Here is a 25,077-nt window from a genome sequence, read left to right as displayed (position 1 = left end):
CGGGTCCCGGCGCGAGGCGCGAGGGGAGCCGCGCCTGGACGGCGCCGGCCGGGCGTGCGGGACCGGCCGCGGTCGGCCGCCGTGGCTCCACTCCCGCCGGAGCGGCGCGTACCCCGCCGGACCCGGCCCGGACGGTTCCTCGTCCGGCGGCCCTCGGGACCCTCCGACGGCGGCACGCGGGGCGCGGCCCGCGTGCCGTTCAGGACGCGTCCATCAGCCCCGCGGCCACCGTCGCGCCGAGCTCCCAGCAGGCCTCGACGTCGGCCTTGGCGGGCTCCCCGGTCACGGTGACCGGGTCGGCCGCCCGCCGCCAGCCGAGGCCCGTCGTGATCGTGTCGATCGCGCGGAGCGCGCCGGTGACGTCACCGCCGCCGTGTACGTAGGCTCCGAAGGGGCGGCCGCGGGTCTCGTCCAGGCACGGGTAGTAGACCTGGTCGAAGAAGTGCTTGAGCGCCCCGGAGATGTAGCCGAGGTTCGCGGGTGTGCCCAGGAGGTATCCGTCGGCGGCGAGCACGTCGGGCGCGGTGGCGGCCAGCGCCGCACGGCGGACCACCCGGACCCCCTCGATCTCCGGAGCCGTCGCCCCGGAGACGACGGCCTCGAAGAGGGCCTGGCAGTTGGGCGAGGGCGTGTGGTGGACGATCAGCAAGGTGGGCACACCCGCACCCTGCCCCGGCGCGCCGTCCGGCCGCAAGGACGCCGGCCCGCCCGTCGGGGCGGCAGGGGCGGGCCCCGGCAGTCCGCGAGGGCGGACCCGCCGGCCTCGGTTACAGTGAGCGGCCCGAGCAGAAGGGGGTGGCGACGGTGCGCGTCGGGGTGGGGGGCCAAGTGGCGCAGACGCTGCTGCTGGCGGCGGTGCTGGGGGGCTGCGCGGGCCCGCCCGACGGGGACGGTCCGAAGCCGTCCTCGAGCGCGACGGCGACGAGCCGGGGCAGTGCGGCGGCGGGCACGCCCGCCAGGAGCGGCGGCAGCGTAGGCGCCGCCGGTTCCCCTTGCGAGCTGCCCGTCACCTTCGACATCGCCGCGGACTGGAAGGCGGAGGCGGTCGACGCGGGGTCCGCGGGGGCCGCCGACGGCTCCCGCCGCTCCGGCGGCTCCAGCGGCTCCAGCGGCTCCAGCGGGGACGACGGCCTTTCCAGCGCCCTCGCCGAGGCGCTGCTCCGCCAGGGCCCGGTCACCCTGGCCTGCGAGATCGACGCGAAGCCCGCCGGGAACATCGGTTTCCTGCGCGTCTGGAAGGGCAGGCCGGGCGACACGGACGTACGTGCCGTTCTGCGCGCCTTCCTGGCGGCGGAGGACCACACGAGCGAGGAGAAGTACCGCACGTTCAGGACCGGCGGTGTCTCCGGCGTGGAGGTCGAGTACGTCTGGACCAGCGAGCTCCTCGACGAGTCCAAGAAGGAGAGCGCGCTGGCCGTCACCACCGGGGACGGCCCGGTCGTCCTGCACCTCGGCGGGCTGGACAGCGGGGAGCACGAGGAGATGCTCCCGGCGTACGAACTGGCGAAGCGGACCCTGCGCGTCGCCTGAGCCCGGCGCCCGGCCGTCACAGCGGGCGGGTGGACCGGCCGAGGTAGGTGAGGGGGCCGGGGTCCGGCACCGGTATCTCCTCGAAGCCGAGGCGGTCGTAGAACGCGCGGGCGGCGGTGTTCGCGGTCACCATGCCCAGGTGGACGGCCGGGACTGCGCGCTCGCGCAGTGCGGTCAGCAGGGCGTCCATCAGCCGCCGCCCGTGGCCGCGCCGCTGCCAGCGCGGCAGCAGGTCGATGTGCAGGTGCGCCGGATGCCCGGCCAGTTCCGGCAGCAGCATCCGTTCGGGCCGGTGCAGCAGCGCCACCATGTCCTCGCTCGGTGTGCGCGGCGCCGCCGTGGGTTCGGGGTAGCGGTCGGTCACCCGGGGGATCCAGGTGTCCCGGAAGGCCTTGACGAACCGTTCCGTGTCCGCCGTGCCGACCACGTATCCCACCGCCCGACCCTGCCCGTCGTCCAGGACGAAGGCGAGCTCCGGCTCCAGGAAGCAGTAGGGCTCGGCGAACAGAGTCGGCATCAGGCGCTGGTCCGGGTACAGGGCCCGGGAGTCGCCGCCGTTGTGGGCGGTGCGGACGCATACGTCGGCGACGGCGGCGCGGTCGGACGGGCGGTACGGGCGCAGGTGCGGGCTGGTGGCCATGCATGACATCCTGACGCTTGTGGGAGCGCTCCCACAACCCCTCGGGCGAGGTCCGGGGCTCAGCGTCTCCGGACTCCCCCGGCTCAGGGCTCCGGCGTCCGTCGGGCAGGCGTCGCGACCAGGAGCACCGCGCCGAGCGCACCGGGCCACAGATGCGCCCCCCGTCTCGACGAGGCGGCCCTGGACGGCCTGCGGCTCGGTTTGGGCCTGAGTCTGGGGCTGGGGCTGGAGCTTGGAGCTTGGGGCTTGGGGCTTGGAGCTGGGCCTGCGGCGGCACCCCGGGCTCGGTCTGCGGTGCCGGGTGTGACGTCGGCGCTCGGTGACGGCGCGCCGCCGGGCTCGCCGCCCGCGCCGCACGCACGGCCCGAGTTGATGCGGCCGCCCCCACCTGCGGCGATCGTTCCTGCCCCACCCCCGATGTGCCGGTTTCGTGGGAAACTGTGCCCGTACAGGTGGTCGGACTGGGCGGCGGGCCATGGCGGATGCGGAGATCGACTACGCGGCGGTGTTCCAGGCCCTGCCGGGCATGGTCGCCCTGCTGACGCCGGACCTGGTGTTCGCGGACGCGAACGAGGAGTTCCTGCGGATGGCCGGACGCAGACGCGAGGACGTGGTGGGGCGTCGTCTGTTCGAGGTGTTCCCGGACAACCCCAACGACTCCGGCGCCACGGGCATGCGGAATCTGGACGCCTCCCTGCGGCGGGTGGTGACCACCGGCGAGCGCGACACCATGGCCCTGCAGCGGTACGACGTCGAGCTCCCCGACCGGCCGGGGCACTGGGACGAGCGCTACTGGAGCCCGGTGAACGCGCCGGTGATCGGCCCGGACGGGACGGTGGTGTTGCTGGTGCACCGGGTCGAGGAGGTCACCGAGCTGATCCGGGCCCGGAGGGGCGCGGACGGCAACCGGACCCAGGTACTGGAGGCCGAGCTGTACCGGCGCGCGCGGGAGCTGCAGGAGCTGAACGAGCAACTGCGCCGGACCCAGGCCCAGGACCAGGAGGTGGCGCTCGCCCTCCAGGAGGCGATGCTCCCCGCCCGCCGGTGGGTGGGAGGCCACCGGGCCGCCGTCCGCTACCGGCCCGCGGTGAGCGCGCTGAACGTGTGCGGGGACTGGTACGACCTGGTCGACCGGGGCGGCGGCGACTGCATCGGGGTCTCGGTCGGCGACGTGGTCGGGCACGGCCTGCGGGCCGCGTGCGTGATGGGCCAGCTGCGCAGCGCGCTGAGCGCCGCCTGCCGCGTCGCCGAGGGCCCCGCTCAGGCCCTGAACGCCCTGGGGGAGTACGCCCATGTGCTCGACGGCGCGGAGTCGGCGACGGCGGTGACGACGTTCATCGACTTCGGTCACCGCACCCTTACGTACAGCAGCGCCGGCCACCCGCCGCCCGTACTGGTCCACCGCGACGGCACCGTGGAGTTCCTCGACCGGGCCACCGACACCCCGCTGGACGCCCGGCCCGACCCGCAGCCCCGGCCCGAGGCCCACACCAGGTTCACCGAGGGGGCCCTCCTCGTGCTGTACACCGACGGTCTGGTCGAGCGGCGCCGGGAGGACATAGACGTCGGGCTGGCGCGTCTCGCCGACACCGTCGGCCGGCACCGGGAAGCGGACCCGGACGACCTTGCCGACACCGTCCTGCGGGAGTTGCTCCCGAGGGAGGGCGCGACCGACGACACCGCGCTGGTCATCATGCGGTTGTGAGGCGGTTTTGCACGCCCTCGCGGACACTTTCACCGGATGGTCACGAGCATCAAGATGAATATCACAATTACGTATCGGACATACCGCGCTTCAACCTTCACACCAGCCACACAAGTTGGCTAGGTTGGCGTCCAGACCGCACGGCTCCCCCCGGCGAACCCCGTCGGGCCGCGCGGCCTCCGCCGAGTCCGGTGTCCCCGCGGGACAACGGAGCCGGGGACCCAACCGACTTGGGGTGAATCGGCCCGACCGCCCGAGGGGCAGGGGCCGTAGGGCATGCCTTCCACCATCGACCGCCCGAACCCGTCAGCTAACCCGGTAGGCGGAGCACGGAAGGAGTACGGCCCCCATGGCGCGCGACAGCCGCGACGAGGTTCGGCAGCGAATCGACAGCCTTTACGACCAGACGGAGAACGCCACGGGGAACTTCAACGCGACCCGTGCGGCGGCGTCGGGGGGAACACCTGGTCGCGGAGTACGCCTCCGCAGGCCGGACAGGGGGGCCGATCCCGCCCTGGACGGCATCGCCCGGCAGTGGATGACCGGCGCCCGGTCCAAACTGGGCCCCACCTCCCCTGCCATACTCCCGGCGGACCGGGGTTCGCAGCGCCAGACCCCCGCCGGTCTGGACAACATCGCCCGGCAGTGGATGACCGGCGCCCGGTCCAAACTGGGCCCCACCGTTCCCGCCGTGCTGCCCACGGACCGGGCCCCGCAGCGCCCGGCGGAGCGGCGCCCCAACGTCCCGGTGCCGAAAGAGCTGCTGGAAGCTGCCGAGCGCGTCCTGCCGGAGCTGACCGCCGGGCCCTCCGGGGAGACGGGCGCCCGTGCCCTGCCCGAGCTGACGGCGCGTCCCCGGGCTGAGCTGACCCGCCGACCCGCCGCGGAGCTGACCGCCGGACCCGCCACCGCGCTGCCCGCCGTGCCGGAGCCGCGGCAGGCAAGCCCCATGGAGCTGCCCGCGGCCGAGCCGCGGCGGTCCTCGCCGCTGGCCTCGAAGGAGAAGAACCAGAAGAAGCTCGCCGCGGCCCGTGACCTGCTCTCCGGACGGATGGCCCAAGCGGGCTCGCCCGCGCCCCGCGCGGCGGCCGAGCCCGCGGGTACCGCCGCCGAAGCCTGGCGGGGCGACCCGGAACAGAAGCTCCAGCCCGCGGAGCAGGAGTGGCTGCGCCAGCAGTGGTCCGGGCTCAGTGCGGGCCTGTCCGCCGCGGGTGCGGCGACGGCCCGCAGAGGCGCGACGGCCGCCCCCTCCCTGGGCGTTGCCGCCCAGGGCGCGCCCCCCATGACCGGCACGGGCACCTTCAGCGTTCCCAACCCACTCACGGACAGCGGCAGCTTCAGCGTGCCCAACCCCGTCGCCAACACAGGCAGCTTCAGCGTTCCCAACCCAGTGACGGACAGCGGAACCTTCAGCGTTCCCAACCCCGTCGCCAACACAGGCAGCTTCAGCGTTCCCAACCCAGTGACGGACAGCGGAACCTTCAGCGTCCCCAACCCACTCACGGACAGCGGCAGCTTCAGCGTTCCCAACCCGGTCGCGAACACGGGGACCTTCGCCGTCCCCAACCCCGTCGCCAACACCGGCAGCTTCAGCGTTCCCAACCCAGTGACGGACAGCGGAACCTTCAGCGTCCCCAACCCCGTCGCCAACACAGGCACCTTCAGCGTTCCCAACCCGGTCGCGAACACGGGAGCGGTCACCGCCTCGGCCCCCTTCACCAACACCGCGACCGTCACCGCACCCAGCCCCGTCGCCGCCACGGGAGCCTTCAGCGTTGCCAACCCCGGCATCAACGCCGTGACGCTCACCGCCACGGTCCCGGCACCGGCACCGGTTGCTGCGCCCGCCCCGGTTGCTGCCCCCACCCCGGCGCCCGCCCCGGTTGCTTCCCCCACCCCGGCGCCCGCCCCGGTTGCTGGCCCCACCCCGGTTGCTGCCCCTACCCCGGCGCCGTTCCCGACACCTGCCCCGGCCCCGGCCCCGGCCCCCGCCCCCTTCGAAGGAAGGGCCGCGAAGGCGCTGGCGTTCGCGCGGGCACAGATCGGGCGGCCCTGTGTGTGGGGTGCCACCGGGCCGGACTCCTACGACTGCTCGAGTCTCACCCAGGCCGCCTGGCGAGCCGCAGGCGTGACGCTGCCGCGGGCCGCGCGGGAGCAGGCGGAGGCGGGTACACCCGTGGCACTGAGCGACGCCCGGCCCGGTGATCTCGTGATCTTCTTCCAGGACGCCGGCCACGTCGGCCTGTACGTCGGCAACGGCATGATGATCCACGCGCCGGGCCAGGGCGCCTACATCCGGGAGGAGTCGGTCTACGGCGCCGGGGAGGCGGCGATTCACCGAGTGATACGCCCCGCCTGAGACCGGCCGCGCCAGCTCTCGTAGTGGTCGAGCAGGGTCTCTTCGACCGGCCGGTAGGAGAGGCCCAGCTCGCGCACGCTCCGGCCGTTGTCCACGCGGAAGCGGATGCCGAGGTGCTTGCGGATGTAGTCCTGGGTGAGCCCGAACGCGGGGCCAAGGACGCGCACCGGCCAGTGCGGGAGCGCGGTGCGGGGCAGGCGCGGGTCGAGGGGGTGACGGGTCCGGATGACGCGGGACATCTCGAGGAAGGACGTCATCGTCTCGGCCGCGACGATGTAGCGGCCCCTGGCCGCCGGGTTCTCCGCCGCGGCGATGTGCGCGTCGGCGACGTCCCGTACGTCCGCCGTGGTGAAGCTGAAGTCCGGGGCGCCGTAGCAGAAGTACCCTTTGAACAGCTGGTCGAGCAGGAAGAGGCTGCCGGAGGCGGAGGCGGGGGTGAGGGAGGGGCCGAGGACGAGTCCCGGGTTGACGGACACCATCCGCCAGCGGTCCTGGGCCCGTTCGGCCTCCCGGGCGATGCGCTCCGCGACGGTCTTCGCATAGTGGTAGGGGTTGTTCTCCACGGTACTGGTGGTGTTGACGTACTTCTCCGACAGCACCTGGCCGTCCATCTCGAGGACGTCGGCGTAGTCGCCGAAGACCGCGCCCACCGTGGAAGTGAGGACCAGGGTGTGCACGGACGGCGTCCGCTCCACCGCCGCCAGCACGTTGCGGGTGCCCAGCACGGCCGGGTCGACCACGTCCCGGCGGCCGTCCTGGATCTTCTCCGGCATGAGGAACGGCGACGCCACGTGGAAGACCACCGCGCAGCCGCGCACCGCCTCGTCGAAGGAACCCTCACGGAGCAGATCGGCCTCGAACAGGGTCAGTTGCCCCGGGAAGGCTTCCTGCGTCTCCCACAGGGGCCGTACCTTCGCGAGGTGCGCGATCCGGCGCACGGTCGTGTGCACGCGGTAGCCCCGCTCCAGCAGCCGCCGCACCAGATGGCTGCCGACGAACCCGCTGCCACCGGTCACCACGACGGTCGTGTCCCCGCCCACGCGTCCGCTCATCCTGTCCCCCGGCCCGTCCCCCATCGCGTCCTCCACCCCGCCGCCTCGCCTCGCCGGCCTTCAGACATAAGGTCGGCTTATGAGCTCATAGGCCGGACCCGCGTACTGACTTAGGTCTGCCTTAGCTTAGGCTTCCCGTTCGAGTCGCCTGTCACCACTCGAAGGGAACCTGATCATGCCGCGCCCGCTGCGGGTAGCCATAGTCGGAGCCGGCCCGGCCGGGATCTACGCCGCCGACGCCCTGCTCAAGTCCGAGGTGGCGGCCGAGCCCGGCGTGTCCATCGACCTCTTCGAGCGGATGCCCGCCCCGTTCGGCCTGATCCGCTACGGCGTCGCCCCCGACCACCCGCGCATCAAGGGCATCATCACGGCCCTGCACCAGGTGCTCGACAAGCCGCAGATCCGCCTGTTCGGCAACGTGGACTACCCCACCGACATCGCCCTCGACGACCTGCGGGCCTTCTACGACGCCGTGGTCTTCTCCACCGGCGCCATGGCCGACCGGGAATTGTCGGTGCCCGGCATCGACCTCGACGGCTCCTACGGCGCCGCCGACTTCGTGTCCTGGTACGACGGCCACCCGGACGTGCCGCGCACCTGGCCGCTCGAGGCCGAGAAGGTCGCCGTCCTGGGCGTCGGCAACGTCGCGCTCGACGTGGCCCGCATCCTGGCCAAGACGGCGGACGAGCTGCTGCCGACCGAGATCCCGCCGAACGTGTACGAGGGTCTGAAGGCCAACAAGGCCCGGGAGATCCACGTCTTCGGCCGCCGCGGCCCGGCCCAGGCGAAGTTCAGCCCGATGGAGCTGCGCGAGCTGGACCACTCCCCCACCATCGAGGTCATCGTCGATCCCGAGGACATCGTCTACGACGAGGGGTCGATCGAGACCCGGCGCGGCAACAAGCAGGCCGACATGGTCGCCAAGACGCTGGAGAACTGGGCGATCCGCGACGTCGGCGACCGGCCGCACAAGCTGTTCCTGCACTTCTTCGAGTCGCCGTCCGAGATCCTCGGCGAGGACGGACGGGTCGTCGGCCTGCGCACCGAGCGCACCGAGCTGGACGGCACCGGCAGCGTCAGGAACACCGGCACCTTCAAGGACTGGGACGTCACCGCGGTCTACCGCGCCGTCGGCTACCTGTCCGAGAAGCTGCCCAAGCTGCCGTGGGACCTCGAGTCGGGCACGGTCCCGGACGAGGGCGGCCGGGTCGTCGAGGAGAGCGGCGCGCACCTGCAGTCGACGTACGTCACCGGCTGGATCCGGCGCGGTCCGGTGGGCCTGATCGGCCACACCAAGGGCGACGCCAACGAGACGGTGGCCAACCTCCTGGACGACTTCGCCAACGGCCGGCTGCACACGCCCGCCTCCCCGGCGCCGGAGGCCGTGGACGCCTTCCTCGCCGAGCGGAACGTCCGCTTCACCACCTGGGAGGGCTGGTACCGCCTGGACGCCGCCGAGAAGGCGCTGGGCGAACCGCAGGGGCGGGAACGCGTGAAGATCGTCGAGCGCGAGGAGATGCTGCGGGAGAGCGGGGCGTAACGCATCCCCGGGGAGCACCGCGAAATCCCGGCCTGCCGGGCCGGACGGCCTGCCGGCGTCCTGCGGTGCTCTCCCCTCGTGAACACGCCCTCTTCACCCGCTTGCGCCGCGCGCGCGGCTCGTCGCCGACGCGGGCGGTGGCTTCGACGTCTACGCCGGTCTCCCCCTGGCCCTCGCGCTCCGGGAGGCCGGCGCGGAGGTGCATCTGGCCTGGGGCCGTGGTCATCCGGTGGCCGCGGTGACGTCCCCGTTGACGGTGGTGAGGGTCATGCTCCGGTCGCGGGAAGCGGACGCGGAAGCCGTGGGGACCGTGACGGACGGGCGGCCGTTGGCCGTCGTGGCCCTGACCCGGTAGGCCGGGGCGCCGTGCGGCACCGAGACGCGGACCGAGCCGTTCGTGGTGGCGGCGGTGACCGTGTCCGGCGCGGTGGCGCAGTCGAGGTCCAGGTCGCCGTTGACCGTCCCGGCCCGCAGCCGCCGGGCGCCGAGCGCGACCGCGCGTACCGAGCCGTTGCGGGTGGCGAGCCTGACGACGGCACCGTGCGGGTCCATGACGCGGGGAGCCGTGCGGGGCGGGCAGGACGGGCGGACGGGGACCGCCCCTGAGCGGATGGCGGGCGGGCCCCGTCCGTGGGCCCCCATTGTCGTGGCCTGGACAGATCACCGGCATGGGTGAACGGCCACTCGTCGCAGTGCGCCGCGCACACCCCGTGCGCGCCACGCGAGCCCCCGCGAAACGCGGGGCCCCGCTCGACGTGGCGAGATCACCTTCCGCGATACTGGGGGCGCACGCCGTCCCCCTCCGTAGATTGGCTCATGTCGAACTCCGCCACCGACCGCGCCACGACACCCCGTACCGTGTGGCTGGCCCGCGGTCGCCACACCGGCTCCCTCGCCGAGGACGTCCTCCGCCGCACCCTGCGCCGGCTGAAGGTGGACGAGGTCCTCGACGACTTCGCCGAACCGCCGGACCCCGCGGACACGCCCGGACGGGTCTTCGAGGCGCGCTGGCGGGTCGACGGTGACGTGACGGTCAGGGCCCGCCTGGTCCTGCTGCCGCCGCAGCCCCAAGAGGAGGGCCGTGGGTGGATCCTTGTCGCGGAGGCGGAACGCCCGTGGGACGACGCGTGGCCGTCGCCCGCCACGATGTTCTGGCCGGACGACCCCGACGGCACGGCCACCGCCTGGGACCACCACCACGCCGTGCCGGACCTGCGTCTGCGTCAGGTCAACCCGCTGCCCGCCGACGACAAGGACATGCGGCGCGTGCTGCGCGGCGCGGCGCGCGAGTCCTGGTGCGTCCACCTCGTGGTGCACGAGGCGATGACCCCGGACGCGCGCGGCGCGCTGCCGCTCACGCGGCTGCTGCCGCCGGGGTTGCGGCACCGGGTGGTGGAGCACCGGGCCGCCCCGCACCAGTTGCGCGCCGTCAACTACGCGTTGAAGGAGTTCGGCGTCGAGGTGCCGCGCGGTGGCGCGGTGCTCCTCCCGCCGCAGCCGGCCCCGCCCGGCTACGACGGCCGGGAGCACGCGGTGCGCAGCGTCTTCCTGGACGGCTCGGAACCGGCCGAACTCATCGGCGTACTGCGGCGCTTCGCCGCCCTCCCCCGGCCGCTGCCCGAGGGCGCCGAGGAGGCGCTGACCGGCCTGCGGGAGAAGTGGACGCTGCTGACCCTCGAGGAGCAGCTGGCCCGTCAGCGGGAACTCGTCGCCCGGTACGCCGAGGCGCTCGAGGCCATGACGAAATCCCGCGACCTGTACCGGGAGGCCGCCGAGCGCGCAAACGAGGCACTGGCCGCCTTCCGTGACGCCCCCGCCCGGCCGGCCCTGCCGCCCACCGACCCGCCGGCCTGGCCGTTGCAGCAGCTGACCCGAACCTTCGAACGCCTCAGGGTCGGTGCCAGGGCACTGCGTCCGGCGCCCGCCGCCCTCAGCGCGCGGGACGCCGGCGACAGCGCGAAGGGTGACGCGGAGGAGACCGACCGGACGTCGTGACCCGTCCGCCTCGCCTGCCCGTCCGGAAGGAGATGCGGACCGGCAGGAGAGAGGACGGGCGGGACGGGGAAGGCGGAAGGGAACCGGCCTGCCCGAGGCCCGATGTCGCGAGGAGGAGGCCCGATGGACGGGACCGCAACCTGGCTCGTGGTGGCCGCCGTCGTCGCGGCGGCCCTGCTCGCCGTGGCCCTCGCCGTCCTCGTCCGGCTGGTGCGCACCCGGCGGACCCTGCGCCGGGCCGGTCTGCCCACCGGTTCGCGCTGGGTCTTCTGGGGCGCCGTGCTCTACCTGGTCCTGCCGACCGACCTGCTGCCCGACCCGGTGTACCTCGACGACATCGGCGTCCTGCTCCTCGCCCTGCGCAGCATGCGCGCCGTCCGGCCGCTGCCGCCGGACGAGGCCGAATCCTGACACCGCCCTCCCCGGCGCGCGGCGCGCCGCCTCATCATGGTGCGATGCGATCGTCGTTCACCTCGATCACCGGTCTGTCCAGCACGCCCGAGGTCGCCGTCGTCGTCGACGTGATGCGCGCGTTCACCGTGGCGGCCGGGGCCCTGCGGCAGGGGGCGGAGAAGCTGGTCTTCACCGACACCGCCGAGGAGGCACTGGAACTGAAGGCCCGTCACCCCGGCTGGCCGGCCTTCCAGGACGGAGCCCCGACGCCCGGCTTCGACCTGGCCAACTCCCCCGCCCGGCTCCGTTCGCTCGACGTGGCGGGCCGCACCGTGGTGCAGAAGACCACCGCCGGAACCGTGGGCGCGCTGGCGGTCGCCGACGCCCGGCTCCTGATGTGCGCGAGCTTCGCGGTGGCCGGCGCCACGGCCGCGTTCCTGCGCCGCGAGCGGCCGGCCGCCGTCACCTTCGTCGTCACCGGGGACGGCGGACGAGCGGAGGAGGACCTGGCCTGCGCCCAGTACATCGCGGCCCGCACCGCCTCGGACACCACCGACCCGGCGCCGTACGTCACCCGCGCCCGGCACTCCGACGGTGCCGCCCGCCTCGCCGACGGGGTCCGGCGCGGCTGGGCGGGCGTCCACCCCGACGACATGAAGCTCTGCCTCGAGGTCGACACCTGCGCGTTCGCCCTGGTGGCCGGGCGGGAGGAGGGACGGCTGACCGTCAGGGCGGTGCCGGTCCGCTGACCCGCCGGCGGCGTCGTCGCCGCCCGGCCCCGCTGTGCGTCCCCGCTGTCCGGCGGGACTCATACCGTTCGCCCAGGTGCGATTCCCGGCCGTCGTGACGCATTCTTGCTGTGTCACCCACCCGGCGGCGCACGGACGAGGCAGAGGCCGATGACTGGCAGCGGGGAGCAGGCACACCGGGTCCGCGGACGGCTGGCCCGGCTGCTCGCCGACGCCTCGGCCCGGGCGCTCGGCACGGCCGGCGGTCACGTGAGCGGCGTCTACCTGCGCTCCGGCACGCCCGGGCTGCTGCGTCTGGCGGTGCTGGTGGGGCTGCCGGGTCCGCTGTTCCGGCCCTGGTGGCAGCTGCACGTGAACCAGCCCTTTCCGGTCGCCGACGCCTACCGGTCCGGCACACCGGTGGTGCTGTCGAACGCCACGGAGACGGTGCGCCGCTATCCCCAGCTCGCGGCCGGTCTGCCGTTCCAGTTCGGTTCGCTCTACGTGCCGGTGCCGGGGGCGAAGCCGCCTTTCGGGGTACTGGCCGTCATGCGGCCGGCCGCCGCGGACGCCGGGGACGAGCTGCCCGAGCCCGACCGGCTGGCCGCCCTGGCCGAGAAACTGGGCGCCGAGCTGCGCGCTCTGGTGGAAAGCGAGGAGGAAGCGGAGGACGCGGTCGTCTGGGACGGGGAACCGCTGTGCGTGCGCCCGCCCGCGGCCCGCCCGGTGCCCTGGCCCGTCGGACGGTTCACCTGGGACCCGGCGACCTCCGCCGTGACCGTGGACGGCCGGCTGCACGACCTGCTGGGCGCGCTGCCGGAGGAGTTCGCCGCGACGGGGGAAGCACTCGCCGGGGCGCTGGCCCCGGCCGACGCCCACCAGATCATCACGGCGCTCGACGACACGGCCGCCGGCACACCTCCGCCGCTGCCGCTGCACGTGCGGGCGGCCGACGGGACCACGCGGCTGCTGGAGCTGTGGCCCCCGTCGGAGAGGGCCGACGCGTCCCTGGTACGGGGGCTCGTCCTCGATCCCGGCCCCGCCGCGTCCGCCGGCGCAGCGGCCGACCCGCTGCCGCAGGGCGTGTTCTGCCTGGACCGGCTGGGTGTGATCGTGTACGCCAATCCGGCGGCGGCACGCCTGCTGGGCCGGGAGCGGGAACGGCTGCTCGGGCGGCCTTTCGAGGAGGCCGTGCCGTGGCTGAGCCGGCCGCCGTACGAGGACCACATCCGCGGCGCCCTGCTCTCCCCCGAGCCGGTGCACTTCCACGTCCGGCGGCCGCCGGACGACGGCGAGGGCGAGGGCGACTGGCTGGCACTGTCCCTGCACGCCGGCCCGGACACGCTCAGCTGCACCGTCGTTCCGGCGGACCGGATGGACGCGCCGCTGGACACCCACGTGGAGCTGCCGCCGGTGCAGCCCCCGCCGGGCGGCCCCTCGCTGGCCCCCGTGTACCGGCCCATCGCGCTGGCCATCGCGCTGACCGACGCGGTCACCGCCCGCCAGGTGTCGGAGGTGGTGATGCGGGAGCTGCTGCCCGCGTTCGGCGGGCGGCGGCTGGCGATCTACCTGCTGCAAGAGCGGCACCTGTACCTGGCCTGGGAGACCGGCTTCCCGCAGGGCTTCCTCACCCGGTTCGAGGGCGTCGGTCTCGACGCCCGCCTGCCCGGCGTCGAGACGCTCACCACGGGCCGGCCCATCTTCTTCGAGTCCATGCAGTTGCTGAACGCCGCCTACCCGGGCATCCCGATGGACGCCACCGAGGGCGCCCGCGCCTTCCTGCCGCTGATCGCCTCGGGACGCCCCGTCGGCTCCTGCATCCTGGGCTTCGAGCGCAACCGCGGGTTCAGCACCGAGGAACGCACGGTCCTCACGGCGCTCGCCGGGCTGATCGCGCACGCCATGGAGAAGGCGCAGCGCTACGACAGCGAGGCGGCCCTCGCCCGGGGCCTGCAGCAGGCGCTGCTGCCCCGGCGGCTGTCGGCGCATCCGCAGGTGGAGACCGCCGGACGCTATCTGCCCGGCACGCAGGGGATGGACGTCGGCGGTGACTGGTACGACGTGGTCGAGGCCGGGGACGGCCTCGCGCTGGTCATAGGGGACGTCCAGGGGCACGGTGTGCAGGCGGCGGCGACCATGGGGCAGCTGCGCAGCGCGGTGCGGGCCTTCGCGCTCGGGGACCACCCGCCCGACGAGGTCATGAGCGGTACGAACCGGCTGCTCATCGATCTCGACCCCGGGCAGTTCGCGAGCTGCTGCTATCTGCGTCTCGACCCCGCCACCGGGGCGGCCCGGGTGGCCCGGGCCGGGCATCTGCCGCCGCTGCTGCGCTGCCCGGACGGGCGCACCCGTGTCGTGGAACTCCCCGGCGGTGTCGTCCTCGGCGTGGACGCGCACGCGCAGTACCCGGTGGCGGAACTGACCCTGGAGCCGGACGCGATCCTCGCCCTGTACACGGACGGGCTCGTCGAGCGGCCCGGCGTGGACATCGACGTCGGCATCGGCGCGCTGCGCGTGGCCCTGGCCCGGGCCGGGGCCGCCGCCGGGCGCCGGGGCGGCCGCTCCCTGTCCGGTGTCGCCGACCGCCTCACCGCCACGGCCCGCCACGCCACCGACCGCCCCGACGACGTCGCGCTGCTGCTGGCCAGCCGCCGCGCGGCCCCCGGGCGCCCCCGATGAGCCCGGCGCACCCGGCCGCCCGTGCCCCCGGTACATGACGCCCTCGGCTCTCCTGGTCCCGGCTCGCCCCCCGCCGATCACGGGCAGTCACCTCATGATCTGCGAGGTGTCCGACAGCAGCACGACCTCACCGCACCTGCGGTACGCGGCGAGCACCGACGAGGGCGGGCGCGGGCTGTTCCTCGTCGCCCAGCTCGCCGAGCGCTGGGGCACCCGCTACACCCCCACCGGCAAGATCATCTGGGCGGAGCAGGCGCTGCCCTGAGCGGGGCCCGGCCCTATTCGTCGATCACCGCGCCGAAGCGGGCGGCGTGGCCGTTCCCGCCCAGGGCGGCGGCGCCGTAGACCCACGAGCCGTCGGCGAGCAGGCCGCCGCCGCTCGCGGGCAGCAGCCACACCGCGCCGTCGCCCGCGTTCTCGCCGGACGCCGACGCGAGCAGCTCGGCACGGCCGTCGCCGTCGGTGTCCGCGAGCCGCACCTGGGAACCCCAGCCGTCGTCCGCCTCGGCGGTGCCGGGAATCCCGCGGGTGTTCTGGTCGAAGGACCGGGCGCCGGTCCCGGTCAGGCCGTTCGCCGTGCCGCGCAGCAGCCACACCGCGCCCGCGTCGGCGACCGTGCCCACGTCCTCGCCGGGCGCGCCGACGGCCACGTCCGCGAAGCCGTCGCCGTCCACGTCGGCCACCGACAGGTCGGCGCCCCAGGCGTCGCCCTGTTCCGCGGTGCCGGGCACGCCCGGGGAGTTCTGCGACCACCACTGCGCGGAGGTGCCGGGGCCCTGCGTGCCGGCCGGGCCGTCCTGGCCGCCGTAGTAGACGCCGACCAGCCCGCCGGGCGCGTTCGCGTCCCCGGTGGACTCGTCGGCGGCGCTGAGCTGGCCGACGACGAGGTCGTCGTAGCCGTCGCGGTCGATGTCGCCGGAGGCCGTGCCCAGGCCGCCGTGCAGGTCCCGCCGGTAGCCCAGCCCTTCGGTGCCGCCCGCGTAGTACGCCGACCAGCCCTGGGAGTAGTCGTCGTCGGGGCTGTAGCCGGAGACGACGAGGTCGGCGTAGCCGTCGCGGTCGTAGTCGCCGGTGGTCAGGTAGGCGGGCTGCAGCCGGTGTCCGGTGGAGTGCGGGGCGCCGACGCGCCGCAGGACGCCCGCGTGGTAGGTGAAGGCGTGCAGCCCCACCTGCTGGTCGACGACGACGAGTTGGTCGGCGGCGGTGTCCCCGGTGAACCGCGCGGCGGCCACTGCGAGGCCGAACCGGGCCCCCGCGGCGGGCCGGTCCGCGGTGACGGAGGCGGTCCGTTCGGCGCCCAGGCCCGCCTTGGAGCCGTACAGGACGGTCACCCGGCCCGCGTCCTCGACGCTGCCCTCGTCCTCGCTGGGCGCGCCGACGACCGCGTCGTCGTAGCCGTCACCGTCCAGGTCGCCGGTGGCGACCGCCTGCCCGAAGTCGTCCCAGGCCTCGGAGGTGCCGGGCACGCCCTTGCTGGACTGGCTGATGACCGCCGTGCGGCCCCTGGGCACCGTGCTGCCGGTGCCGATGCCGCCCGGTGCGCCGTACTGGACGGTGACGTATCCGGCGCCCTCCTTGCCGTCGACGGTGCCCTCCGGGACGCCGATGAGGACGTCGGTGTAGCCGTCGCCGTCGAAGTCGCTGTTGCGGTCGGCGGCGGCGGTGCCGCCGGGGACGCCGGCGAACGCGGACGGTGCGGCCAGGATGCCGGCGCCGGCCAGCAGCAGGAAGGAGGCGGCCGTGGCGGCCGCCGAGGCCGTGGTCCGGCGGGCGGTGCGTATGGTGCGGGTCATGTCCCGTTCCCCCATGGTCGTGTGACGGTCCGTCGGATCACGTTCGGTGACCGACACCCAGTTCGACACGAGGGGTCCGGGCGGAGTTGTGGTGCCGCGCACGACTGTGACACACCGGTGACAGTCCGTGCTGATACCCCGGCAGGCAACGTCTGCCCGTCAAGGAGCGGCGTCCGGTGCGTGCTCCGGGGGTGCCCCCGGCCGAAGGCTGGGGGAGTGCCGGCCGGAAGTCCTCGTGCTGGACGTACGTGGGCTTTCGGCCGGTGCGGCGAGTGGGGCACCCCCTCTGGGGAGCGTGCCGGGCGTCGCGACGGGGCGAACGTTGCCTGCCGGGGCACCAGGTCAGCCGAGGGCGCGGTCCAGGTTGAAGGCGGCGCTGATCAGGGACAGGTGGGTGAACGCCTGCGGGAAGTTGCCCTGTTGCTCACCGGTACGGCCGATCTCCTCGGCGTACAGGCCGAGATGGTTGGCGTAGGTGAGCATCTTCTCGAACGCCAGCCGTCCCTCCTCCAGCCGGCCGGCCCGCACCAGCGCCTCGACGTACCAGAACGAGCAGATCGAGAACGTGCCCTCGTCGCCGCGCACCCCGTCCGGGCTGGCCTGCGGGTCGTAGCGGTAGACGAGGGAGTCGGAGACCAGTTCCTCGGTGAGCGCGTCCAGGGTGGACAGCCACTTGGGGTCGGTGGGGGCGATGAACTTGGCCAGCGGCATCATCAGCACGGAGGCGTCCAGGACGTCGCTGTCCTCGTGCTGGACGAAGGCGCCGCGCCGGGGCGACCAGCCGCGGTCCATGATCCGCCGGTAGACGGTGTCCCGGCACTGCCGCCAGCGCAGGAGGTCGGCGGGCAGGCCCCGCCGGTTGGCGAGGCGGATCGCGCGCTCGATGGCCACCCAGCACATCAGACGGGAGTAGAGGAAGTTCCTGCGGCCGCCGCGGGTCTCCCACACGCCCTCGTCGGGCTGGTCCCAGTGGTCGCAGACCCAGTCGACCAGGTGGCACACGTCGTCCCACTGGCCGCTGGAGATGGGCTCGGCCCACTTGTCGTAGAGATAGATCGAGTCGATCAGGGCGCCGTAGATGTCGAGCTGGAGCTGGTCGGCGGCGGCGTTGCCGACCCGGACCGGGGCGGAGCCCTGGTGGCCGGACAGGTGCCGCAGTTCGCGTTCGGGCAGGTCGGTGCGGCCGTCGATGCCGTACATGATCTGCAGCGGCCCCGAGGCGCGGCCGTCTCCGGGACTGATGTGGGTGGTGACGAACCGCATGAACGCCTCGGCCTCGCCGGAGAAGCCCAGCCGGAGCAGGGCGTACACGCAGAAGGCGGCGTCGCGGACCCACACGTAGCGGTAGTCCCAGTTGCGTTCGCCGCCGAGCTGTTCGGGGAGGCTGGTGGTGGGCGCTGCCACGATGGCACCGGTCGGCGCGTAGGTGAGCAGCTTCAGGGTGAGGGCGGAGCGGTGGACCATCTCGCGCCAGCGGCCCCGGTAGCGGGACTGGGACAGCCAGCGCCGCCAGTAGGCGACCGTCGCGGCGAACTGGTGCTCGGCCTCCATGTGGGGGCAGCCGCGCGGCCGTACGCCGTCGCCGACCTGGTCGAGGGCGAACACGGCGGTCTCGCCCTCGGTGAGTTTGAAGTCGGCGAAGGCGTCCCTGCCGTCGCCCTCCAGCGGCACGGTCGCGGTCAGCGCGAGGGCCATGTCCCGGCACTCGAAGAGGGCGCACTCGCCGAGCATGGTCAGGGCGTGCGGGGCCGCTCCGTAGTCGAAGCGCGGTGCGACGCGGGCACGGAAGGGGACGGTGCCGCGGACGCACAGGACGCGGCGGATCAGGCGGTGCCGGCCGGCCTCGGCGGTGTCGCCGGTGACCGGCATGAAGTCCTGGATCTCCCCGACACCTTCCTCCGTGAAGAACCGGGTGATCAGTACGTTGGTGTCGGGGAAGTAGAACTGTTTGGTCCGGGCCGGTGCGGCCGCGGCCAGTTCGAAGGCGCCGCCGCGCTCGGGGTCCAGGATCGCGGCGAAGACGCTGGGCTGGTCGAAGGCCCGGCAGCAGTACCAGTCGATGGTGCCGTCGCTGCCCACCAGGGCCACGCTGCGCAGGTCGCCGATCAGCCCGTGCTCGGCGATCGGCAGGGGGCGCGGACGTCCCGGCGCGTCCTGCTGGAACTGCGGCTCGGCCATGGCATCTCCCCGGTCCGGGCGTGCGGACTGCTTCCAGCGTAGGGCCGGGGGTTTCCTTCCGCCGTCTCCAGGTACCTCGTCACCGGGCCCTGCGGCCCCTCCGGATGCAGGGCACGCCCATGCGGTGAATGGTGAGAGTGGGCCCGGTCCCGCGGTACGGGCCGTCCGGGCCCGAGGAGGAGGCATCATGTCGACGTCAGAACCCGAAGCGTCCCGGTTGTCGGACGACCTGCGCACCCCGGACTCCCTGCTCCACACCTCCCCAGGCCAGGACATCACGGCGGAGGACATGGTGATGGCCGCAGGCCGGGACGTCACCCCGGCGAACCTCGAGTGGGCGAGGCGCAAGCTGGAGACCGAGGGGCCGTCCGCCATCGAGAAGCTGCTTCCCTAGGGCCGCGCGCGGTAGGGGCGTGCTCCCGGCGCGGCGGGAGTGCGCGCACAGGTGCAGTGGGGTGCCCGCGCGTGGGGTGCCCGGGCGCCGTGTGCGGCGCCCGGGAAGGTTTTCCGTCCGGCCTTCCCCTGGGCGGGCGCGGGCTGGCAGACTCCGGGGGTGCCCGACTTCGACTTCGACATGCTCGTCATCGGATCCGGACCCGGCGGCCAGAAGGCCGCCATCGCCGCGGCCAAGCTCGGGCGGAGGGTCGCGGTCGTCGACCGCCCCGACATGGTCGGCGGGGTCTCCCTCCACACCGGCACCATCCCCTCCAAGACGCTGCGCGAGGCGGTGCTGTACCTCACCGGCCTCACCCAGCGCGATCTGTACGGGCAGAGCTACCGTCTGAAGGAGGAGATCACCGTCACCGACCTGATCGCGCGCACCCAGCACGTGGTCGGCCGGGAGATCGACGTCATCCGCAGCCAGCTGTCCCGCAACCAGGTCGCCCTGCACGCCGGCACGGCCCGCTTCGTCGGTCCGCACACCGTCGCCCTGCGGGAGGTGACCGGTCAGGAGCGGCTGCTGAGCGCGGAGCACATCGTGATCGCCACCGGCACCCGGCCCGCCCGCCCGCCCGGACAGCGTCGAGTTCGACGGGCGCACGATCCTGGACTCGGACAACGTGCTCACGCTGGAGCGGGTGCCGCGTTCCATGGTCATCGTGGGCGCCGGTGTGATCGGCATGGAGTACGCCTCGATGTTCGCGGCGCTGGGCAGCCGGGTCACGGTGGTGGAGAAGCGCCCCGGGATGCTGGACCTGTGCGACGTGGAGGTCGTCGAGTCGCTCAAGTACCACCTGCGGGACCTGGCCGTGACCTTCCGGTTCGGGGAGACCGTCGCCGCCGTCGAACGCCATCCGCGCGGGGCGCTGACCGTCCTGGAGAGCGGCAAGAAGATACCCGCCGACGCGGTCATGTACTCCGCGGGCCGCCAGGGCGTCACCGACGGGCTGGACCTGGACAAGGCCGGTCTGTCGGCGGACGCCCGCGGCCGCATCGGAGTGGACGAGCACTACCGCACCGAGGTGCCGCACATCTACGCGGTCGGGGACGTCATCGGCTTCCCGGCACTGGCCGCGACCTCGATGGAACAGGGCCGGGCGGCCGCCTACCACGCGTTCGGCGAGCCGGTGGCCCGCATGCACAACCTCCAGCCGATCGGCATCTACACGATCCCGGAGATCAGCTTCGTCGGGCGCACCGAGGACCAGCTCACCGCGGACAGCGTGCCGTTCGAGGTGGGCATCGCCCGCTACCGGGAACTGGCCCGCGGTCAGATCATCGGCGACTCGCACGGCATGCTCAAACTGCTGGTCTCGCCCGAGGACCGCACGCTGCTCGGTGTGCACTGCTTCGGCACGGGAGCCACCGAGCTGATCCACATCGGCCAGTCCGTGATGGGCTGCGGCGGCACGGTCGACTACCTCGTCGACGCCGTGTTCAACTACCCGACACTCGCCGAGTCCTACAAGGTGGCCGCCCTCGACGCCACGAACAAGCTCCGCCAGATCGACCACCTGGCGGACTGACCCCCCGCGGCGCCGCCCCCGCCGCGCCGGCCCGTGCCCGCCCCGGACCCGGCACGGCGCGGCGACCACCGAGCCGATCCGCCCCGGCGGCACCAGGGGGAAAGCGGCCGGCTACTCGGGGAGTGCCGTTGCGTCGTCGATGACGTGCACCGCGGCCTCCTCCGCGGTGGCCGCGCCCCCGTCGATGCCCACGTCGTCCGCGACGGTCTCCTTCGTGGTGTCCGGGTGGGCGCCCTCGTCGGGGGCCACGAGCCGGCCCGCGCGGTCGGTGCCCGCCTCGGGATCGACGGGTTCGCCCTCGCCGCCCGGCAGGTCGCCCACGGCGTCCCCGGGCGGCGGGGACACGTCGGGCCGCTCCTGGGCCAGCCGCTGGTCGAGGCTCTCGCCCTCGTGCTGCTCGGCCGCGGTGGTCCCGTACCGGGTGACGCCCAGCGGCTTCTCGGGGGGCGAGTAACCCTCGTCGAGGCTGTCGTCGTAGGTCCGTTCGTCCACCGCGTTCTGGAGGTCCAGGGGCGAGGCGTCCTGCTGTTCCTCGTTGGTCCCGGTGGGCTGGTACACGTCGTCCGCCATCGGGGTGTGCTCCGGCTGCTGATCGGTCATGGCCGCCTCCCTCTCGCCGCCCGGCGCCTGTCGCTGTCGCGGTCTCCGGTCCGCGTTTCCCGCTGCCGGGACCCTAATCCCGGGCGCGGCAAAGGCCCTGACCAGCGCGGGGAGTTGGCAGGGGCGGGGTGGGCGGACATTACCGACTGGTCAATCTTGAAACGTAAAGAAGTGCCGCTATCATCACATCCACCACGCACGCGGTGTGACCGGCTGCCGACGCAGGGCTGACGGTCCGCGCGTTCCCCTGCCTTTCTCCTGGCCGAACCCCGACCCGAGGTCATCCCTCTCACGGGTCCGGGCCGGGCCCACACCCCCCACCCCGTACGACGCCGGGCCAGGAGGCCCGCGCGCGTGCACGACCGAAAGCGGCACGACGATGAGCAACAGCAGGGGCAGAGGGCTTCAGGCCAACGCCCTCGGCACGTTCGACACGGTGGTCATGGCGGTCGCGGGCAGCGCCCCGGCGTACTCGATCGCGGCGACCACCGCGGTGCTGGTCGGCGCCGTGGGGCTGGCCAGCCCGGCCGCGCTGCTGTACTGCGCGATACCCATGCTGGGCATCGCGCTGGCGTTCAGCTACCTCGGCCGGATCGACGTCAACGCGGGCGCCAGCTACTCCTGGGTCGGCCGCACCCTGCACCCCTTCCTCGGCTTCATCAGCGGCTGGGCTCTGGTGATCTCCGCGACCATCTTCATGGTGGCCGGTTCGCTGCCCGCCGGGTCGATGACGCTGGCCCTGTTCGACGACAAGCTGGCCGACGACACCGCGCTGTCGACGGTGGTCGGCTCCGTGTGGTTCCTGATCATGCTGGCGGTGGTGCTGGGCGGCGCCCGGCTCACGGTGCGCGCGCAGTTGCTGATGTCGGGCGTCGAGCTGGCGATCCTGCTGCTGTTCGCGGTGCTGGCCCTGTCCCACACCGGCAACGCCCGCGCCTTCGACTGGTCCTGGCTGGGCTTCGGCCACTTCGACGGGATGGCCGGCTTCGCCTCGGGCGCGCTCGTCGCCGCGTTCTACTACTGGGGCTGGGACGTCACCAGCAACCTCAGCGAGGAGACCCGCAACAGCCGTCGTACGACCGGTCTCGCGGGCCTGATCGGCGTGGGCATCGTCTTCCTGCTCTTCGAGGTGTTCACCATCGCCGTGAACGTCATCCTGTCCTCGAAGCAGATCGAGGAGAACGACGCCAACGTGCTGGCCGTGCTCGGCGAGGAGGTCTGGCCCGGCTGGGGCGGCAAGCTGCTGATCATCGCCGTGATGCTGTCGACCATCGCCACCCTGGAGACGACGCTCATCCAGGTCACGCGCTCGCTGTTCGCGATGGGCCGCGACCGTACGATGCCGTCCGCGCTGGGGCGGGTGCACCGCACCTGGAACACCCCCTGGGTGGCGATCGCCGTGGTGGGCGGGGTGGCGCTGGTGATGTTCATCGCCTCCAACGCCCTCGGCTCGGTGGGTGAGATCCTCGCCGACGCCATCTCGGCGATCGGTCTGCAGATCGCCGTCTACTACGGTCTCGCGGGCCTCGCGGTCGTGGTGGCCTACCGCAAGATGCTGCTGAGGTCCGCGACCGACTTCCTGCTCGGCGGAGTGTGGCCGCTGTTCGGCGCCCTGTTCATGTTCTGGATCTTCATCGAGTCCCTGGGTGAGCTGAGCGGCGCGGCCGTGGGCATCGGCCTCGGCGGGCTGGCCGTCGGTCTGGTGCCGATGCTCTGGTACTGGAAGCAGGGCAGCGACTACTACCGGCCCGCCAAGCTCGACGCCACCCGCACCGTGCAGACGGAGTACGTCCCGGACGACCGTGCCGCGGAGGCGACACGGGCCCACGAGGGTCTCCCCACCGACTTCTGAGGGGCGGGACCCGATGGCGAAAGACCGCTTCCTCTCCAGGTTCACCCCCGACTTCGACCCCGACTGCGGGGACGGCGCCCTCACCTCCACCCGGCACGACATCGTGATCGGCCGCTGGCAGGGTCTGCGCGAACTGCTGCGGGCCTCCGGTGTCGACTGGCCGTCCCGGGGGCACCGGGTCCGGCTGCTCGCGCAGGCGTGCGCGGGCAGTACGACGGTGGAGTCCTGGCTGGCCGCCGAACCCGCCGACCCCGACGCGCTGGTGCTGCGCGCGGCGACCGAGACGGCCCGGGCCTTCAGCCTGGCCATCGCCGCGGGCCGGGGCGCGCCGATCGACCGGGACCGGATCGACGCGGCCGTACTGGCCTGTCTGCGGGCCACCGAGGCCTACCCGGAGGACCCCACGCCGTGGATCTCCCTGATCTCGGTCGCACGGCTGTACCCGACCGGGGTACGGCGGCAGGAACTCGCGCGCTGGTGGGACGAGTTGCACGGGCGGGACCCCTACAGCACGGAGGGGCACCTCCAGGTCCTGCACTACTACTCGGCGCGCTGGCACGGCACCCACGGCCTGATGTACGACTTCGCGCGCGACGCGGCCGGGGTGGCACCGCCCGGCAGTGCCCTGCCGGTGCTCGTGCAGTACGCCCGGGTCGAGGAGTTCCGTCACGCCCTCGACGGCGCGCAGGGGCGGCACTCCGCGGTCGGCCTCGGCCAGCACTGGAACCACGACGGCGCGGTCAGCGACGTGCGCCGCACCTGGCAGCGCTGGATCGCCGGCCGCGCCGACGCACCCGTGGTCCCGGCGGAGCTCCGTGACCTCAACTACCTCACCCACGCGGCCTGCCTCGCGGGCACGACCGATGTCGCGGGCTCCATGCTGCGTCTGCTGGGCCGCCGGGCGACCCGGACGCCGTGGTCGTACACCGGGGATCCGGAGAAGCAGATCCTCAAATGGCGCAAGGATCTGCGGTTGAGGGAGTGACGCCCCGGACGGGCCCCGCACGCGGGCAGCCCGTCGCCGGCCCTGGCTCCGCGCGGGGAGGTGCTGTGCGGAACCAGGGACGGCCGTCATCGGGAGCGACAGGGGACAGCCTCGTGCCGATCCCCGGCGGGTACAAGGGATGTGCGGGAAAAGCCGCGGGCACACCTTGGCCATGCGAAGGGAAAACCGGGCCGCCGGCAGCCCCCTCGGGGCAGCGGCCGGGATCGCCGCCGGGCGAGGTCCCGCCGCTCACAACGCCTTGCGCCGGACCAGCGCCCCGAGCACCAGCAGTCCGGGCACCAGCGGCAGCCACACGGTCAGCAGCCGGTAGCCGAGCACGGCGGAGGCGGCCCCGGCGGCCGGGGCCCCGGACGAGGTCAGGGCGAGACCGAGCGCCGCGTCGAGGGAGCCCAGGCCGCCTGGGGTGGGCAGCAGGGCGGCGGCGCCGCTCGCGGCGAGGTACAGCAGCGCCACGCGGACCGGGGGCAGCGGCAGGGCGACGGCCCGGGTGACGGCGATCAGCACCAGGCAGTGCAGTGCGACGAAGCCCAGCGAGCCGCACCACAGGGCCGCCGCGCGGTGCGGTGTGGCGTGCACGGCGCGGATGTCGGCCAGGACGGTCGCCAGGGCGGCCCGGCAGCGGGGCCACAGCGGACCGCCGAGCAGGCCGGCCGCCAGCCCCAGGGCGACGAGAACGGCGGCCAGGACAGCCGGGGGGACGTGCGGGATCCGCAGCAGGCCCGGGCAGAAGGGGGCGAGCGACGCGATCAGCGCGCCGCGGACCAGGGCACCCGCGGTGGCCTTGACCGCGAGCGCACTGGCCGAGCGGCCCGGCGGGAGCCCGCAGCGCGTCAGGAACCGCAGGTTCACCGCCCCGGCCCCCAGCCCGGCGGGCAGCACGTGGTTGGCGGCGCAAGCGGCGAACTGGGCCGCCACCAGACGTCCGCCGGGCAGCCGCCGGGCGACCGCGCCCTGCTGGGCGAGCGCCGAGGCCGCCCAGGTGGACGCCGTACGTCATCGAGCCCGCGGCCGGTGTCGGCCGTACGATGCTGGCCTTCCTCCTCGACGCCTACGTCGAGGA

17 protein-coding genes, 4 pseudogenes and 1 riboswitch are annotated in these 25,077 nt (G+C 73.7%); of the genes and pseudogenes, 13 read left to right on the top strand and 8 right to left on the bottom strand.

Annotated features, from left to right (window positions below; translation table 11 throughout):
• Nucleotides 1-199 precede the first annotated feature (199 nt).
• Entirely contained in the window at nt 200-658 is a 459-nt protein-coding gene (locus tag ABZX30_RS32920; RefSeq protein ID WP_355940456.1) for an NAD(P)H-dependent oxidoreductase, read from the bottom strand.
• A gap of 170 nt (nt 659-828) precedes the next feature.
• Here ABZX30_RS32920 and ABZX30_RS32915 point away from each other — a divergent pair, with 170 nt between their 5' ends.
• Nucleotides 829-1,530: a lipoprotein gene (locus ABZX30_RS32915; protein WP_355940453.1), complete on the top strand. Its 702-nt coding sequence runs from the start codon at nt 829-831 to the stop codon at nt 1,528-1,530.
• Nucleotides 1,531-1,546: 16 nt separating this feature from the next.
• Here the strand turns inward: ABZX30_RS32915 and ABZX30_RS32910 are convergent, their stop codons facing one another.
• Nucleotides 1,547-2,170: a GNAT family N-acetyltransferase gene (locus ABZX30_RS32910; protein ID WP_355940450.1), complete on the bottom strand. Its 624-nt coding sequence runs from the start codon at nt 2,168-2,170 to the stop codon at nt 1,547-1,549.
• A 475-nt stretch (nt 2,171-2,645) separates the two neighbouring features.
• Here ABZX30_RS32910 and ABZX30_RS32905 point away from each other — a divergent pair, with 475 nt between their 5' ends.
• Together ABZX30_RS32905 and ABZX30_RS32900 are read left to right on the top strand one after the other, a co-directional pair.
• Nucleotides 2,646-3,875, top strand: coding sequence for a SpoIIE family protein phosphatase (locus tag ABZX30_RS32905; protein WP_355940447.1), 1,230 nt, complete (start codon nt 2,646-2,648; stop codon nt 3,873-3,875).
• Between the two features lie 170 nt (nt 3,876-4,045).
• A riboswitch (cyclic di-AMP (ydaO/yuaA leader) is annotated at nt 4,046-4,216 on the top strand.
• Nucleotides 4,217-5,880: 1,664 nt separating this feature from the next.
• Nucleotides 5,881-6,234, top strand: a pseudogene (locus tag ABZX30_RS32900) (C40 family peptidase); the annotation flags it as partial.
• Here the strand turns inward: ABZX30_RS32900 and ABZX30_RS32895 are convergent.
• Nucleotides 6,210-7,286 (bottom strand): NAD-dependent epimerase/dehydratase family protein, encoded by a 1,077-nt coding sequence (locus ABZX30_RS32895; protein ID WP_355940444.1) that lies wholly within the window; start codon nt 7,284-7,286, stop codon nt 6,210-6,212. The pseudogene ABZX30_RS32900 and the gene ABZX30_RS32895 sit on opposite strands and share 25 nt — an antisense overlap.
• A 175-nt stretch (nt 7,287-7,461) precedes the next feature.
• Here ABZX30_RS32895 and ABZX30_RS32890 point away from each other — a divergent pair, with 175 nt between their 5' ends.
• Nucleotides 7,462-8,826, top strand: a complete 1,365-nt coding sequence (locus ABZX30_RS32890) for an FAD-dependent oxidoreductase (RefSeq protein ID WP_355940441.1) — start codon at nt 7,462-7,464, stop codon at nt 8,824-8,826.
• Nucleotides 8,827-9,048: 222 nt separating this feature from the next.
• Here the strand turns inward: ABZX30_RS32890 and ABZX30_RS32885 are convergent, their stop codons facing one another.
• Nucleotides 9,049-9,378, bottom strand: a complete 330-nt coding sequence (locus tag ABZX30_RS32885; protein WP_355940438.1) for a DUF4097 family beta strand repeat-containing protein — start codon at nt 9,376-9,378, stop codon at nt 9,049-9,051.
• A gap of 264 nt (nt 9,379-9,642) precedes the next feature.
• Between ABZX30_RS32885 and ABZX30_RS32880 the strand changes: the two genes are divergently transcribed.
• From ABZX30_RS32880 to ABZX30_RS32860, 5 genes and pseudogenes are all read left to right on the top strand, one after another.
• Complete coding sequence (locus ABZX30_RS32880; RefSeq protein ID WP_355940435.1) at nt 9,643-10,821, top strand: hypothetical protein; 1,179 nt, start codon at nt 9,643-9,645, stop codon at nt 10,819-10,821.
• A gap of 123 nt (nt 10,822-10,944) precedes the next feature.
• The gene (locus ABZX30_RS32875) at nt 10,945-11,232 is read left to right on the top strand and encodes a YkvA family protein (protein WP_355940433.1); all 288 of its coding nucleotides are present in this window, start codon (nt 10,945-10,947) and stop codon (nt 11,230-11,232) included.
• Between the two features lie 44 nt (nt 11,233-11,276).
• Nucleotides 11,277-11,963, top strand: coding sequence for a 2-phosphosulfolactate phosphatase (locus tag ABZX30_RS32870; protein ID WP_355940430.1), 687 nt, complete (start codon nt 11,277-11,279; stop codon nt 11,961-11,963).
• A 150-nt stretch (nt 11,964-12,113) separates the two neighbouring features.
• The gene (locus tag ABZX30_RS32865; RefSeq protein WP_355940426.1) at nt 12,114-14,621 is read left to right on the top strand and encodes a SpoIIE family protein phosphatase; all 2,508 of its coding nucleotides are present in this window, start codon (nt 12,114-12,116) and stop codon (nt 14,619-14,621) included.
• 94 nt (nt 14,622-14,715) lie between these two features.
• Nucleotides 14,716-14,886 (top strand): annotated as a pseudogene (locus ABZX30_RS32860) (ATP-binding protein); the annotation flags it as partial.
• Nucleotides 14,887-14,899: 13 nt separating this feature from the next.
• Here ABZX30_RS32860 and ABZX30_RS32855 read toward each other — a convergent pair.
• Nucleotides 14,900-16,414 (bottom strand): FG-GAP repeat protein, encoded by a 1,515-nt coding sequence (locus tag ABZX30_RS32855; RefSeq protein ID WP_355940423.1) that lies wholly within the window; start codon nt 16,412-16,414, stop codon nt 14,900-14,902.
• Between the two features lie 342 nt (nt 16,415-16,756).
• The gene (locus ABZX30_RS32850) at nt 16,757-18,592 is read right to left on the bottom strand and encodes a glycoside hydrolase family 15 protein (RefSeq protein WP_355940420.1); all 1,836 of its coding nucleotides are present in this window, start codon (nt 18,590-18,592) and stop codon (nt 16,757-16,759) included.
• Nucleotides 18,593-18,779: 187 nt separating this feature from the next.
• On the opposite strand from ABZX30_RS32850, the gene ABZX30_RS32845 reads away from it, so the two are divergent.
• Nucleotides 18,780-18,986, top strand: coding sequence for a hypothetical protein (locus tag ABZX30_RS32845; RefSeq protein WP_355940417.1), 207 nt, complete (start codon nt 18,780-18,782; stop codon nt 18,984-18,986).
• A gap of 159 nt (nt 18,987-19,145) precedes the next feature.
• Nucleotides 19,146-20,559, top strand: a pseudogene (sthA, locus tag ABZX30_RS32840) (Si-specific NAD(P)(+) transhydrogenase).
• 111 nt (nt 20,560-20,670) lie between these two features.
• Here sthA and ABZX30_RS32835 read toward each other — a convergent pair.
• Nucleotides 20,671-21,159 (bottom strand): DUF5709 domain-containing protein, encoded by a 489-nt coding sequence (locus ABZX30_RS32835; RefSeq protein WP_355940414.1) that lies wholly within the window; start codon nt 21,157-21,159, stop codon nt 20,671-20,673.
• Nucleotides 21,160-21,538: 379 nt separating this feature from the next.
• On the opposite strand from ABZX30_RS32835, the gene ABZX30_RS32830 reads away from it, so the two are divergent.
• Nucleotides 21,539-23,011: an APC family permease gene (locus ABZX30_RS32830; protein ID WP_355940411.1), complete on the top strand. Its 1,473-nt coding sequence runs from the start codon at nt 21,539-21,541 to the stop codon at nt 23,009-23,011.
• 13 nt (nt 23,012-23,024) lie between these two features.
• Entirely contained in the window at nt 23,025-23,996 is a 972-nt protein-coding gene (locus tag ABZX30_RS32825; RefSeq protein WP_355940408.1) for a hypothetical protein, read from the top strand.
• A 249-nt stretch (nt 23,997-24,245) separates the two neighbouring features.
• Here ABZX30_RS32825 and ABZX30_RS32820 read toward each other — a convergent pair.
• Nucleotides 24,246-24,998 (bottom strand): annotated as a pseudogene (locus ABZX30_RS32820) (lysylphosphatidylglycerol synthase domain-containing protein); the annotation flags it as partial.
• Between the last annotated feature and the right edge of the window lie 79 nt (nt 24,999-25,077).

Origin of the sequence: Streptomyces sp. NPDC004542, assembly GCF_040610035.1 — a bacterium.
Taxonomy (GTDB): Bacteria; Actinomycetota; Actinomycetes; order Streptomycetales; family Streptomycetaceae; genus Streptomyces.
The sequence above is the reverse complement of the archived record's forward strand: the minus strand, read 5'-3'. Positions and strand labels throughout refer to the sequence as shown.

Excerpts from the sequence above, each read along its gene's own strand:
- ABZX30_RS32825 (WP_355940408.1), top strand. The coding sequence starts at position 23,025 with ATGGCGAAAGACCGCTTCCTCTCCAGGTTCACCCCCGACTTCGACCCC.
- ABZX30_RS32845 (WP_355940417.1), top strand. The coding sequence starts at position 18,780 with ATGTCGACGTCAGAACCCGAAGCGTCCCGGTTGTCGGACGACCTGCGC.
- ABZX30_RS32875 (WP_355940433.1), top strand. The coding sequence starts at position 10,945 with ATGGACGGGACCGCAACCTGGCTCGTGGTGGCCGCCGTCGTCGCGGCG.
- ABZX30_RS32890 (WP_355940441.1), top strand. The coding sequence starts at position 7,462 with ATGCCGCGCCCGCTGCGGGTAGCCATAGTCGGAGCCGGCCCGGCCGGG.
- ABZX30_RS32905 (WP_355940447.1), top strand. The coding sequence starts at position 2,646 with ATGGCGGATGCGGAGATCGACTACGCGGCGGTGTTCCAGGCCCTGCCG.
- ABZX30_RS32895 (WP_355940444.1), bottom strand. The coding sequence starts at position 7,286 with ATGAGCGGACGCGTGGGCGGGGACACGACCGTCGTGGTGACCGGTGGC.
- ABZX30_RS32855 (WP_355940423.1), bottom strand. The coding sequence starts at position 16,414 with ATGACCCGCACCATACGCACCGCCCGCCGGACCACGGCCTCGGCGGCC.
- ABZX30_RS32830 (WP_355940411.1), top strand. The coding sequence starts at position 21,539 with ATGAGCAACAGCAGGGGCAGAGGGCTTCAGGCCAACGCCCTCGGCACG.
- ABZX30_RS32880 (WP_355940435.1), top strand. The coding sequence starts at position 9,643 with ATGTCGAACTCCGCCACCGACCGCGCCACGACACCCCGTACCGTGTGG.
- ABZX30_RS32835 (WP_355940414.1), bottom strand. The coding sequence starts at position 21,159 with ATGACCGATCAGCAGCCGGAGCACACCCCGATGGCGGACGACGTGTAC.
- ABZX30_RS32870 (WP_355940430.1), top strand. The coding sequence starts at position 11,277 with ATGCGATCGTCGTTCACCTCGATCACCGGTCTGTCCAGCACGCCCGAG.
- ABZX30_RS32885 (WP_355940438.1), bottom strand. The coding sequence starts at position 9,378 with ATGGACCCGCACGGTGCCGTCGTCAGGCTCGCCACCCGCAACGGCTCG.
- ABZX30_RS32850 (WP_355940420.1), bottom strand. The coding sequence starts at position 18,592 with ATGGCCGAGCCGCAGTTCCAGCAGGACGCGCCGGGACGTCCGCGCCCC.
- ABZX30_RS32910 (WP_355940450.1), bottom strand. The coding sequence starts at position 2,170 with ATGGCCACCAGCCCGCACCTGCGCCCGTACCGCCCGTCCGACCGCGCC.
- ABZX30_RS32865 (WP_355940426.1), top strand. The coding sequence starts at position 12,114 with ATGACTGGCAGCGGGGAGCAGGCACACCGGGTCCGCGGACGGCTGGCC.